This window comes from Streptomyces sp. LN549, from assembly GCF_043203805.1.
In the GTDB taxonomy this organism is placed as follows: Bacteria; Actinomycetota; Actinomycetes; order Streptomycetales; family Streptomycetaceae; genus Streptomyces.
In genome coordinates, this window is the sequence record NZ_JAZHRI010000002.1 from 3,008,757 (window position 1) to 3,021,396 (window position 12,640).

9 protein-coding genes, 1 tRNA gene and 1 pseudogene are annotated in these 12,640 nt (G+C 71.8%); 3 read left to right on the plus strand and 8 right to left on the minus strand.

What is annotated here, in order from left to right; all coding sequences use genetic code 11:
• Nucleotides 1-208: 208 nt before the first annotated feature.
• The 3 genes from SH922_RS13420 to SH922_RS13430 all read right to left on the minus strand — a co-directional run bounded on the left by SH922_RS13420 (nucleotide 209) and on the right by SH922_RS13430 (nucleotide 4,495).
• Nucleotides 209-787: a single-stranded DNA-binding protein gene (locus tag SH922_RS13420; protein ID WP_393058191.1), complete on the minus strand. Its 579-nt coding sequence runs from the start codon at nucleotides 785-787 to the stop codon at nucleotides 209-211.
• Nucleotides 788-890: 103 nt separating this feature from the next.
• Nucleotides 891-2,846 carry a GTPase gene (locus SH922_RS13425; RefSeq protein WP_393058192.1) on the minus strand — a complete coding sequence of 652 codons (1,956 nt, stop codon included), beginning with the start codon at nucleotides 2,844-2,846 and terminating at the stop codon, nucleotides 891-893.
• A complete protein-coding gene (locus SH922_RS13430; protein WP_393063554.1) occupies nucleotides 2,843-4,495 on the minus strand; it encodes a dynamin family protein in 1,653 nt (550 codons plus the stop codon). The genes SH922_RS13425 and SH922_RS13430 overlap by 4 nt, the downstream gene beginning before the upstream one ends.
• A 318-nt stretch (nucleotides 4,496-4,813) precedes the next feature.
• Between SH922_RS13430 and SH922_RS13435 the strand changes: the two genes are divergently transcribed.
• From SH922_RS13435 to SH922_RS13445, 3 genes are all read left to right on the plus strand, one after another.
• Nucleotides 4,814-4,886 (plus strand) — tRNA-Arg (locus tag SH922_RS13435).
• A gap of 288 nt (nucleotides 4,887-5,174) precedes the next feature.
• Nucleotides 5,175-5,489, plus strand: coding sequence for an L-rhamnose mutarotase (locus tag SH922_RS13440; RefSeq protein WP_393058193.1), 315 nt, complete (start codon nucleotides 5,175-5,177; stop codon nucleotides 5,487-5,489).
• Nucleotides 5,490-5,689: 200 nt separating this feature from the next.
• The gene (locus SH922_RS13445; protein WP_393058194.1) at nucleotides 5,690-6,226 is read left to right on the plus strand and encodes an RICIN domain-containing protein; all 537 of its coding nucleotides are present in this window, start codon (nucleotides 5,690-5,692) and stop codon (nucleotides 6,224-6,226) included.
• A 119-nt stretch (nucleotides 6,227-6,345) separates the two neighbouring features.
• Here the strand turns inward: SH922_RS13445 and SH922_RS13450 are convergent.
• The 5 genes and pseudogenes from SH922_RS13450 to SH922_RS13470 all read right to left on the minus strand — a co-directional run.
• Nucleotides 6,346-6,561: pseudogene (locus SH922_RS13450) on the minus strand (transcriptional regulator); the annotation flags it as partial.
• A gap of 136 nt (nucleotides 6,562-6,697) precedes the next feature.
• The gene (locus SH922_RS13455) at nucleotides 6,698-7,147 is read right to left on the minus strand and encodes a DUF1772 domain-containing protein (RefSeq protein ID WP_393058195.1); all 450 of its coding nucleotides are present in this window, start codon (nucleotides 7,145-7,147) and stop codon (nucleotides 6,698-6,700) included.
• An 86-nt stretch (nucleotides 7,148-7,233) separates the two neighbouring features.
• Nucleotides 7,234-8,835 carry a von Willebrand factor type A domain-containing protein gene (locus SH922_RS13460; RefSeq protein WP_393058196.1) on the minus strand — a complete coding sequence of 534 codons (1,602 nt, stop codon included), beginning with the start codon at nucleotides 8,833-8,835 and terminating at the stop codon, nucleotides 7,234-7,236.
• A 133-nt stretch (nucleotides 8,836-8,968) separates the two neighbouring features.
• The gene (locus SH922_RS13465) at nucleotides 8,969-9,847 is read right to left on the minus strand and encodes an ABC transporter permease (protein ID WP_393058197.1); all 879 of its coding nucleotides are present in this window, start codon (nucleotides 9,845-9,847) and stop codon (nucleotides 8,969-8,971) included.
• Nucleotides 9,844-12,504 carry an alpha/beta fold hydrolase gene (locus SH922_RS13470; protein WP_393058198.1) on the minus strand — a complete coding sequence of 887 codons (2,661 nt, stop codon included), beginning with the start codon at nucleotides 12,502-12,504 and terminating at the stop codon, nucleotides 9,844-9,846. Before SH922_RS13470 ends, SH922_RS13465 begins: the two co-directional genes overlap by 4 nt.
• Between the last annotated feature and the right edge of the window lie 136 nt (nucleotides 12,505-12,640).

Genomic DNA, 12,640 nt, shown 5'->3' on the forward strand with positions numbered 1-12,640 from the left:
CGTCCGGTACGCGTGTGGGTAATGTCCCGCCAGCCCACTCAAGTGCCCTGTGAGTACTGAGGAATCCTAAGGACCGAGCGAAGCACAGTCCCCCGTCATACCGTCCGACAACCATTCCGAATCGGAATCGTTATCCCGGCCAACGTCTCGGAGCGGGAGGGGACTCGGGTCGCCATGCAGTCGTCGCCCTCCTCCCACGAGTGGTCCGTCAGGGCACCGACACCAGTTCCGGATGGCCTTCCTGACGTACCGTCCGGCGCCGTGTGGCGGGGCGTTTCGCCCGGCCGGCCGCTGTCGGCTCACGTTCCGCATCCCGTGGTTCCGCCCGCTCCGCGGGCTGTTCCCGGTCCGCCGGACGGTCCCGTACGGCCCATCGGTCCGGCTCGCCGGCCTCCCGGCCGCCGGTCCGCGCCGTCAGCGCCGGATCGCCCCTGACCACGCGCCGGAACGCCGACGTCCCCCGGGTCAGATCGTGTCCCACCGCCACCGCCTCGATGTCCACGAAGGTCCGGCGCTGCCCCTCCCGTTCCTCCTCGCGCACCTTCAGCCTGCCGTGCACCACCAACGGCTCCCCCACGGCCACCGAACCCGAGAGATTCGACGCCAGGGTGCGCCAGGCCCACACGGTGTAGAAGCTGGTGTGCCCGTCCGTCCAGAGCTGTTTCTCCCGGTCCCACCGCCGCGGCGTCACCGCGAACCGGAAGCGCGCCATTCCCCCGCCCGCGGTCTCCCGGAACTCCACGCCGGTCGCGGCGTTTCCCACCAGCGTCACCAAGGTCTCGTTCATGACTCCGCCTCCCCTTCGGTCCGGAAATCGGTGACCGCACTCTTGCGTCCGGTCACTGATCCCATGCTGAAGGGGAGGCGGAATTCCTGCTGCGGCCTGTGGACTAACGGCCCGTTGTGGAAAACTCCGTCACCGCCACGAAACGCTCGCGCACCTCCCGGTAGCGCACCAGTTCCGCCGCCACCGGATCGAGGACCCTGGCCCGCCCGCAGGCCGCTGCCGCCTCGCGCAGCCTGCGCTCGGCCTCCTGGCCGTACCGTCGCGCGGGCCCCCGGGCCGCCGCCGCGCACGACCACTCCACCAGCGGGCCGCCGATGATGCCCGCCAGCATCACCAGAGCAGGCGTCAACAGCCCCGGCTCCAGTACGCCGATGATCTGGCCGGCCAGCCAAAGACCGCCGAAGATCTGCAGCAGCGTCATCGCCACCTGGGCCAGTACGGCGGCCGGCCACCATGCCGGCCTCGGGGGCTTCGCACCGCGGCCCGCGTGCCCCTGGTCCGCACCGCCCCGAACGCCGGTCCCGGCACCGGCCGTGCCGCCGACGCCGGAGTCCGTGTCCGTGTCCCGGCCCTCCGTCCCCACCCCCATGGCCCGCCCGGCCAGTTCGTCGAGCGCCTCGGGCAGTCCCTGCGCCCCTTGCACCGCGGCCTCGCGCACCGCCTGCGCCCAGGGTCCCGGCAGCCCGTCGGCGGCGTCGTCGGCCACCGTGCGCACCGCCTGTTCGACCCGCTGGCGTGCGGTGAGCTGCTCCTCGGGCGGCGCGGTGAGTCCCCCACGGTCCAGGCCGCCGGGCTGCCGCGTGGACTCGTACCAGCGCCACAGCCTCAGCCACGGCGTCCCGCACGCCCGTCCGGCGTTACGGCGCCATTCGCGTTCGGCGGCCTGTCCGGCGGCGGCTGCGCCGACGGCCTCCGCGAGCCGGTCGGTGAACTCCTCCCGGGCCTCCTCCCCCAGTCCCGGCCGCCCCTCGGCGACGTACACCGGGCGGAGCCGGTCCGCAGCGGCGTCCACATCGGCCGAGAGCCGGCGGGTGGCCGCCGTGCGGTCCTGGACGAACCGGCCGAGCAGCTCACGCAGTTCGCCCACTCCGTTGCCGGTGAGCGCGGACAGGGACAGGACGGTGGCGCCGGGTTCGCCGTGTTCGCCCAGCGCCATGCCGTCCTCGTCGAGGAGCCGGCGCAGGTCGTCCAGGACCTGGTCGGCGGCCTCGCCGGGCAGCCGGTCGATCTGGTTGAGGACCACGAAGGTGACCTCCGCGTGTCCGGCCAGGGGCCGCAGATAGCGCTCGTGCAGGGCGGCGTCCGCGTACTTCTCCGGGTCCACCACCCAGATCACCGCGTCGACGAGCGCCAGCACCCGGTCCACCTGGTCGCGGTGCCCGGCCGCCGCCGAGTCGTGGTCGGGCAGATCGACCAGGACGAGGCCCTGGAGCGCCTCGTCGGCCGCCGTGCCGCCGGCCTGCGGCCTGCGCCTGAGCCGTCCGGGGATCGCGAGCCGGTCCAGCAGCCCCGCAGCACCGTCCGTCCAGGAGCAGGCGATGGGTGCGGCGGTGGTGGGCCTGCGGAGTCCGGTTTCGGAGATCTGGGTGCCCGCGAGGGAGTTGAAGAGGGTCGATTTGCCGCTGCCGCTCGCTCCGGCGATGGCGACGACGGTGTGGCGGGAGGAGAGCCGCTGCCGGGCCGCGGCCTCGTCCAGGACCCGGCCCGCCTCGGCGAGGGCGGTCCGGTCGAGCCGGGCCCTGGAGAGGCCGACGAGTTCGCGCAGCGCGTCCAGGCGCGGGCTGAGCGGGCTGCCGGAGGAGACGTACGCCTCGACCTGGGGCCGTACGTCGTCCGCCGGGTCCGCCACCCGGGTCTCGTCGGGAGCGGCCTCGTCGCTGGCGGTGGCGGCCCGGCGGGCGATGAGTCCGTCGTCCCAGCCGCCGGGCGGCCTGCCCTGGTCGTGACCGGGGTTCTCGCCGGGGGCGGCTCCGCCGTCCGGGCTCCGCCCGGGTTCCGGCTCCGGGGCCCGGGTCCGTCCCCTGCTCTGTCCCGAACCTTCGTCAGTGACGGCAGTCATCGCTGCCACCTCTCCTTCTGCAGTACGGACAGCGCGGCGATCAGTTCGGCCTGCGGTTCGGGGGCCACGTCGAGCGCGTCCAGCGGGGCGAGCCGGCGGTCGCGTTCACCGCCGAGCACCTGGTCGAGGTAGGTGGTGAGCAGCGCGCCCCCCTTGTCGCGCAGCCGCAGGGCGCCCTGGACGCCGATGCGTTCGGCCAGTTGCTCTCCGGCGGTACGGGCCCGGCGTCCGCCGAGAAGCGCTGCGGCGAGGAGGGTGGCGACGGTCTCGGTGTCGGGCGCGGTGTTGCGTTCCATGAGGCGCACCTCCTCCTCGGCCAGTTCCTCCAGGACCCGGCGCCACCGCCGTACGGTCATGGCGATCCGGCCCCGGATGTCCTCGGCGGGCCCCCAGCCGCCGACTTCCCGGTCTGCCGCCTCGAAGCCCAGGTCGGCTGCTGCGGGCTCTCGCCGCCAGGTCGTACGGATCGTTTCGTCGGCGGCGGCCACCGCGCACTCCAGGAGCGCGGCGAGGGAGTCCACGAGCGCGTCGAGCACCTCCTGCGAGGTGCTGTAGAGGGGGTAGCCGCGCCACCGGGTCCGGGCGTCCCCGGCGAGCGCGCCGCCGTTCTGGAGCCGCCGCCGGACGCGTGCGCCCTCCTTGCCGTACGCGTCCTCCACCACACCGGTCAGCCGGACGGCGGCCGCGTACTGCGCCGCGACGGCTCCGGCCAGGGCCGGCATCCGGACGTTGAGGGAGTCGATGACCCCGGCCGCCGTCCGCCCGACCGCCTGCTGACGGGCCGCCGGGTCCTGCGCGCGGTGGGTGAGCCAGGCGCGCAGCGGAGCGACGGCGGTGGTGGGCAGCAGTCCGCTGCCGCCGCCGGCCGATTCGGGCAGTTCGGGGATGGTGAAGCGCGGCACCTCGCCGAGTCCGGCCTTGGTGAGCAGCGCGCCGTACTGCCGTGACACCTCGGCGATCACCTGGTGCGGCACCCGGTCGAGGACGGTGACGAGGGAGGCGTCGTACTCCTTGGCCGTACGCAGCAGATGCCACGGCACGGCGTCGGCGTAGCGGGAGGCGGTGGTCACCATGACCCAGATGTCTGCCGCACAGATGAGTTCGGCGGCCAGGACGCGGTTGCGTACGACGAGCGAGTCGATGTCGGGGGCGTCCAGCAGGGCGAGGCCGCGCGGCAGTCCGGCGGCGGTCTCGACGCGCAGCGCGGTCCCTTCCTCGGCCGCGCTCCCGTCGAGTCCGTCGAGGTCGTCGCACTGGCCGGGGTCGGCGGACTCCTCGGGCGGCAGCCAGACCCGGGTGAGCTGCGGCAGCACCCGGATCCCTGCGAACCAGTGGTGATCGTCCGGATGGCAGACGAGCACGGGTGTCCGCGTGGTCGGCCGCAGCACTCCGGCTTCGCTGACCCGGCGTCCGACGAGGGAGTTGACGAGCGTCGACTTGCCGGCGCCGGTGGATCCGCCGATGACCGCGAGCAGGGGTGCCTCGGGGTCCTTGAGCCGGGGCAGGAGGTAGTCGTCGAGCTGGGCGAGCAGTTCGATCCTGGTCTGCCGGGCGCGTGGAGCTCCTGGGAGCGGGAGTGGAAGACGCACGGCAGCGACACGGTCGCGCAGGGCGGAAAGTGCGTCGATGAGCTGAGGCCGTACGTCCAAGGTCACCACATGCGAAGAATGCCCAATTTTGGCGCCTTTTTGAAGCGTATAGCCACCTCTGCGCGCCGGTTCCTCCGTCCGGACAGAGGGGACGAGTGGGGCGCAGGCATAACGAGTGCACAACACCCGGCGCGTGAGGCGCCAAAAGCGATGCGTGAATCGCACCTACCTGCGATTATCGTCTCGCTTCACCGAACCTCCACATCGTGCCACGCAGGTGAAGCAACCGGGCCAAGTCAATCGGAGCCCTATCCTTGTCCCGGCAAGGTCACGGACCGCCCGGGTCCCAGGGCTCCAGGCCACCGCGGCCAACACCCGGCCCCCGTAGCTCAGTGGATAGAGCAGGCGCCTTCTAAGCGCTTGGCCGCAGGTTCGAGTCCTGCCGGGGGCGCACAGCCGCACAACCATGGGGCCCTCCGACCGGAGGGCCTTTTCCGTGGGCCGGAGGCACGCTAGCGAGCGGAGCGTAGTGGTGGCGTAAGAGCCACCACGCGCCCGACCCGGCCCCGTCGACCGCACTCCCGCTGCCCGCCGCGGCGCCCCATTGACCGCGCACACAAGATCCGTCTAGCTTTCGACGAGCCTGATTGAAACCTTTCAGTCAATCTCTCAGCCGACCCTTCAGTCCGTGCGCCCTGCGGCCTCGCACCGGCGCGCCCACCGTCCGGGAGTCCCGATCATGCAGCGCGTCTGTTTTCTGCTGAACGTACGCAAGGACCGCATCGACGAGTACCGCGAGCGTCATGCCGCCGTCTGGCCGGAGATGCTCGCCGCGCTCTCCGCGGCGGGCTGGCACAACTACTCGCTCTTCCTGCGCGAGGACGGGCTGCTCGTCGGCTATCTGGAGACGGAGGACTTCGACGCGGCCCGCAAGGCGATGGCCACGACCGAGGTGAACGAGCGGTGGCAGCGTGACATGGCGGACTTCTTCGAGCAGTCGGAGGCGGCGGACGACGCCATGGTGCCGCTCACCGAGGTGTTCCACCTGGCGTGAGGTGTGCGGCAGGACGGCCGGTCCGGACTCCCCTGGAATCCGGACCGGTCTTCTGCGTGGCACACCGCTTCACCTGCGGCGGGACGGCCCGGGTATCGAACGGATAAGCAACGGTTAAGGGCCCACCCCAGGATCGCCGCATCGGGGCCGCACGGTGCGGTCCCGCGAGATGAATCGGGTGGACCGTGCAGACGAACGTGATGAGGTCGGTTCGACGTGCCGCAGTTGCGGCCGCAGGCGCCACCGGGCTGCTGATGGGACTGGCCGCCTCCCCCGCATCCGCCGCGACGGACTACGGCTACTTCGAGGTCGTCAACACCAACAGCGGCAAGTGCCTGGAGATCCCCGGCGGTCAGGACTACAACGGCGCCGTGGCCCAGCAGTGGGACTGCAACGACGGCCTGAACCAGCGCTGGTACCTCGACGACCTGAACAAGAGCGCCGGGACCACCCTGGTGAACGCCGAGAGCGGCAAGTGCCTGGAGGCCGCGGACTGGCGCACCGACCCGGGGGCACCGATCCGGGTCTGGGACTGCCACGGGGGCGCGAGCCAGCAGTGGTCCTTCGGCCAGAACGACAAGGTCGCGAACGAGGGTGCCCTCTGGAACAACGCCAGTTGGCTCGTCATGGACGTCCCGTACTCGGACCTGAACAACGGCACGGACGTCGTCCAGTGGAACCACAAGAACGCCGACGACAACAACTGGAACCAGGTGTGGGCCCTGTACCGCTGGTAGCCGGCCGGCCGGCCCGTTGCCGCGATCACTGTCGTCGACGAGGAGAGACCACCATGCACCAGCAGCGAAGAAGAACGTTCCGGGCTCGACGCTCCGCCGTCGGCCAGGGCGAGGAGCCGCCGGAGCCGGGTCACGTGATTGGGCAGCGCCGCTTGGGCGCCGGCGGGCGGGTGCTCACCCCAGAGGGCGGTCCTGAGGTGCTCCAGCGCGACCGGCCGATTGGCCTGGAGCAGCAGGGCGGCGAGCAGCACTCTCCCCTTGGGGCTGCTCACTCCGGCGGCGCGTGCGCCGTCGTGGAGGAGTACCGGGCCGAGCAGACCGAACCGCATAACCATGCCGCCCCCCACAGGCAGTGATCGCAGTCAATGTCCCCTGTGGGGTGACCAATTCAGCGGAATGGTAATCGCCGGACCGCCCGGCGTGCGCCAGGTGTCCAGCAGGCGGCGGAGGGAGGCCGCAGACCCGGAAGGATCAGTGCGCGGCGGCGGCCAGCAGGACGAAGGCGGCGAGCGAGAGTGCGGTCCGGAAGCGGTGGAAGGCGTTCCAGCGGGCTTCGAACGCGACGCGTGCCGCGCTGTCGTCGCCGCCTTCGGACTCGGCGAGCGCCTTGTTCAGCGGAATATTGCCGGCGATCGTCACGACGTGGGAGACGACGGCGCACGCCAGTGCCACGGCCACCAGCGGCCACTCGTGCTCGCCGTTCTCGGTGAAGGTCACGACGGCCGGGAAGGCGATCACCCCGAGGAAGAGGACGAGGAAGACCGGTCCGGGGACCTTCTCGTTGAAGCGGCGCATCGCGGCGGTGAACCGGTCGTCCGGCAGTGCGGCCAGACCGGGCATCACCGCGAGGAGGAACGTCAGCATGAAGCCGGCGTAGAGGCCGGTCGTGATCACGGCGAGGGTCAGGAACAGGGAGGCCACGGGCCCATCATGGCTCGGCTGAGCGGCTCGCACAGCCCGATTCCGCAAGGATGTGCGAGCCGCCCCTCAGGGTGGCGGCCGAGCTGTCAGTCCATCTCGCCCTCTCCTGTGCGCGTTCCGGTGTCCTCGTGGCCGCCCTTGAGCTGGTCCGCCCGGCCGATGGCGGTGGCCAGCTTCTCCACCGAGTCGTCCTCAGTGACGGCGGCCAGCTCCTTCGCCCTGGAGGCGAGTGCGGCGAGCGAGGGGGCTCCCGGGAGCTCACCGCCGCGCAGGTTGTCCGCGAAGTAGGCTGCCACGGCCGTCACCTGGAGCCTGGTGCTGCTGCCGCCCCACAGCCTGCCGTCGATCGCGCCGGTCTCGACCGATCCTGTCCGCTCCTGCGCCGCCCGGGTCCTGGGGTCCAGCCAGCGCACGGTCGCGGTGGCGACATGGCCCGAGGCTCCGTCCCGCAGGCGTACGGCGTAGAGCGCCGTCACCGTGTGTCCGGGGCCGATCTCGCCGCCGTCCACGCTGTCGTCGCGGAAGTCGTCGTCGGCGACCTTGCGGTCCTCGTACCCGATCAGTTTGAACTTCTCCACGGTCTTCGGATCGAAGGCGACCTGCGCCTTCGCATCCCGCGCCGTGAGTTCGATGTGTGCGGGCAACTGGTCGACGAAGACCTTGCGGGCCTGTTCCTCGTCGGCGATGTAGGTGGTGTGACCGTCGCCCTTGTTGGTGAGCCGTTCCATCAGCGCGTCGCCGTAGTCGCTGCCGACCCCGACCCCGAAGAGGGTGATGCCGTACTCGCGGCGGGCCGAGTCGATCCGTTCGAGGATCGCGTCGGCGTCGGTCTCACCGGTGTTGGCGAGTGCGTCGGAGAGCAGGACGACGCGGTTGTTGGCGCCCTTGCGGTGGCCCTTGACGGCTTCCTCGTAGCCGCGCCGGACCCCTGCCCCCACGTTGGTGGAGTCGGCGGGTTCCATGGAGTCGACGGCGTCGTGGATCTTCCCCCGGTGGTCCCGCAGCCGGGTCATCGGCAGTACGGTCTTCGCCTCGTCGCTGAAGGTGACCAGGGAGACCGAGTCGTCGTCGCGGAGCTCGTCGGTGAGGGTGCCGAGTGACGTCTTCACCAGGCCGAGACGGTCGGACGACGCCATCGATCCGGAGATGTCGACGACGAAGGTGAGAGCGGCGGGCGGCCGTTCGGCGTTGCCGGGCGCGGCCCTGGTGGCCAGGCCGACCCGTACCAGCGACCAGTCGCCGTCCTCGCCGCCGGCCCGTGCCCCGTCGACGGAGACGGTGAAGCCGTTGCCGTCCGGGCGCTGGTAGCCCTGGCGGAAGCTGTTGACGAACTCCTCGGGCCGTACGGTCTCCGGGCCCGGCAGCCTGCCGTCGGCGAGGGTGCGGCGCGCGTAGCCGTACGAGGCGGTGTCCACGTCCAGCGCGAAGGTGGAGAGGTAGTCGGGCGGAGCGGCCTCTCTCAGCTCGTCCGACTTCTCCGCGCCGTCCGCCGGCTTCGCCGCGTCCTCGGCCGCCCCGCCCGCACCTGCCGCCCCGCCCGTGGCGGCAGGTGCGGGCGCGGGCGCCCGTTTGCCGCTCTCGGCCGTACTCGTGTCGTGGGTCGTCCCACCCGAGCAGCCCGTGAGCAGTACGCCCCCTACGAGGAACAGACCCACTGCGCCTCGGTACATCCGTGTCCGGCGTTCCATCTTTCGTCCCCCCGTGTCGTCGTGTCACCACTTGTGAATGTGACGCGCGAGCGGGGGCGTCGGAGCCGTCGAAGAAGTTGCGGAACGATCTCGATGCGGCAACGACGGACGGTGTTCCGGCGGAATGTCAAGGTCAGGAAACGATGTCCTTACGACTGAACCCCCGGAAGGCGAAGGCGAACAGGATCAGGGCATACGTCACCGAGATGGCCGCGCCCTTCGCCATGCCGGCCCACTCCAGGTCGGGCTGGAGCGCGTCGGCCCACGCGAACTGCCAGTGGGCGGGCAGGAAGTCGCGCCAGGAGCCGAGCGCGGTGACCGCGTCCAGCACGTTGCCGACGATGGTAAGTCCGACCGCCCCGCCGACCGCGCCGAGCGGGGCGTCCGTCTTCGTCGACAGCCAGAACGCCAGCCCCGCGGTGACGAGTTGCGACACGAAGATGAAGGCGACGACGAGCGCGATCCTGGGCACGGTGTCCCCGGTCGCGAGCGCGCCCCCGGTGGGCAGTTCGAGCGGTCCCCAGCCGTACGCGGCTGCTCCCGCGGCCAGCGCGACGAGCGGGAGCAGCACCATCGCGGCAAGGCTGAAGCCGAGCGCCACGACGAGCTTGCTCCACAGCAGCCTGGCCCGGGGCACGGGCGCCGCCAGCAGGTAGCGCAGCGAGGACCAGCTGGCCTCGGAGGCCACCGTGTCGCCGCAGAACAGCGCCACCGGGACCACCAGCAGGAAGCCGGCCGAGACGAACAGGCAGGTCGCCGCGAAGTTGGCCGCGGACGCGGTCGCGGTGTCCATCAGGGTGAGCCGGTCGCCTCCCCCGGGCCCGCCGTCCGGGGTGCCGCCGATCGCGAACGCGATGATCAGGATGAACGGAAGCGCGCCCAGCACCCCGCCCATGAGCAGGGTGCGCCGCCTGCGCAGCTGGCGTACGGCCTCCACGCGCAGCGGAAGGGTGCGCCGGGCGCGGTATCCGGGCGCCTCGGGGGCTTCGGCGACTTCGGCTGCGGTACTCATGCGGAGCCTCCGGAGATCAGGGTGAGGAACGCGTCCTCCAGGCGGCGGTGCGGTCCGACACCGGTCAACGGAACGTCCAGGCGCACCAGTTCGGTGACGAGCTGCGGCGAGGTGGCGCCGTCGAGCCGGACGAGCAGCCCGTGCGCGTCATCGGTACGGACGGCGGAGCCGATCCCCGCGAGGGCGGCGATCTTCTCGACGAGCGGTTCGGTGATCTCCTCGGCGGACGTGACCAGCACCATGTCGCCGGAGCCGGTGATCTCGGCGACGGGACCGGCCTGGACGAGCCGGCCGCGGTCCATGACCACCAGGTGGGTGCAGGACTGCTCGACCTCGGACAGGAGGTGGCTGGAGACGATGACGGTACGGCCGCCGGCCGCGTACCGGATCATCACGTCCCGCATCTCGCGGATCTGGGGCGGGTCGAGCCCGTTGGTCGGCTCGTCGAGGATCAGGAGGTCCGGCATCCCGAGCATGGCCTGGGCGATGGCGAGGCGTTGCCGCATGCCCTGCGAGTACGTACGCACGGCCCTGGCCAGTGCGTCGCCGAGCCCGGCGATCTCCAGGGCCTCCTCGATGTGCGAGTCCTCGGTGGGCCGTCCGGTGGCCTGCCAGTAGAGCTCCAGGTTGGCGCGGCCGGACAGGTGCGGAAGGAAGCCGGCCCCTTCCACGAAGGACCCGACGCGGGACAGCACGGGCGCACCGGGCCGGATGGCCTGTCCGAAGACGCGGATCTCGCCGTCGTCGGGCGTGATGAGCCCCATGAGCATGCGCAGCGTGGTGGTCTTGCCCGCGCCGTTCGGCCCGAGGAGCCCGAGCACCTGCCCCTTCTCGACGCGGAACGACAACTCCTTGACCGCGTACCGGTCGGCGGACCTGGCGTACTTCTTCGACAGGCCGGTGATCTGCAGGGGTACGTCGGCGAGTGCGGGGTCCGGGGCGGGTGTGGCGGTACGGCGCCGGGCGGTGAGCAGGAGGGCCGCGGCGATCACGACAGCGGCGGCCGGCAGCCCCCAGGTCCACCAGGGGAGCGTGGCAGCAGCGGTCTTCAGGCCGGGCGCGGTGGGGATGGTCAGCGGTCCGTCGAGGGAGACGGTGTACGTGGTCGGCGCGGCCGGGGACGAGTAGCCGAGGTCGGTGGCGGCCAGCACGAGCCGGAGCCGGTGTCCGGAGTCGAGTTCGTGGTCGACGGCGGGCAGCGTCAGCTCAAGCGGCTTGCCCTGCTGCTCGGGGGTGATCCGGTAGGGGGCGACGAGCTGGGAGGGGAGCACCTGCTGCTTCCCGTCCGGCGAGACGTCGTACACCTTGCCGAAGAGAACCACGTCGCCCTGTCCCGCCTTCACGTTCACGCGGACGGTCGGGGAGCCGGTGATGCGCCGCGAGGCCGCCAGCGGGGCGGAGTCGAACGTGGCGTGCTGCCCGGGGAAGTCGATGGAGAGCCCGACGCCGAGCGTGGAGAGCTGGGCGAGGCCGCCGCCGACACCGGGAACGGCGGAGATGGCGGGCGGGTTGGCTCCGGCGGGGTTGCTGAACTTCTGCGTGCCGCCTCGCATTTCGATGCTCTGCGGGCCGCTGTGCAGCCCGGGGTAGGTGTCGCTGCTCGCGCCGCGGGTGAGGGCGGCCCCGTCGGTGGAGTCGATGCCGCCGGTCCGGGTGACGCGGAAGGCGGGGCCGGTGTCGGCGCCCTCGTCCCCCTTCAGATACCGGTCGAACCAGTCCCCGACCCGCTTCTGCACCCGGCCGGTCTCCATGTCGCCACCGTCGTGTCCGCCGGCGATCCAGTCGACGGCGACGGGTGCGCCATTGGCCCTGACGGCCTTGGCCATGGCGTCGGCCTGGCCCAGCGGGAAGAGGGAGTCGGTCTGTCCCTGCACGATGAGCGCGGGCACCTTGATGCGGTCGGCGACGGCGCTCGGGGACCGCTCGGCGAGCAGGGCACGCGCGGCAGCGTCCGGCTTCCCGCTGACGGCGACGCGTTCGTACATGTCACAGAGCTGCTTCTCGAAGTTCCCGCAGCCGCCGCCGGTGGTGACGAAGATGCCGGCCCACAGCTTCTTGAACACCCCGTCGGGGAAGAGCGCGTCGGCGAGGTTCCAGTACGTGATCTCCGGGGCGATGGCGTCGACGCGCTGGTCGTACCCGGCGGCGAGGAGCGAGACGGCTCCGCCGTAGGAGGCGCCGGTGACGCCGACGCGCGGGTCGCCCTTGCCGTCGAGCTGCACCTCGGGGCGGGCGGCGAGCCAGTCGATGAGCCGGGAGACGTCCTTGACCTCGCCGTCGGGTGCGTTGAGTCCGATCCTGCCCCCGGACTTCCCGAACCCGCGCGCGGACCAGGTCATGACGGCATACCCGTCGGCGGCCAACTGCTCGGCCTGGGCGCGCGTCTCGTCCTTGCTGCCGCCGAAGCCGTGGCCGATGAGGACGGCGGGCCGGCGCTGTGTGCCGCCGGTGGTGAAGTACGAGGTGTCGACGGACACCCCGTCGACGCGCATCATCCGGTCCTGCCGGTGCACGGCCGGCGCGCTGTCGTCGGCCACGGCGGTCCAGGTGCCCGCACCGGCCAGCACGACGAGCGCGGCGACACCCGCCGCCCACCGGCTTCGGGAGCGGGGCAGCAGACGCCGCCACCTGGGCGTACGCGCAATAGGGGTCTCCATGGTGTCGAGCCTAAGCGGACCGCTGCCCCGCCTACGCTGCCGTCAGGCGGAAGTGTCCGGCCTCCTCAAGGCGTACGGCACTCCCCCGGCGTACTCCGCTCGCGGTATGCCCGCCGCGCGGCCCGCGGCCCGACCC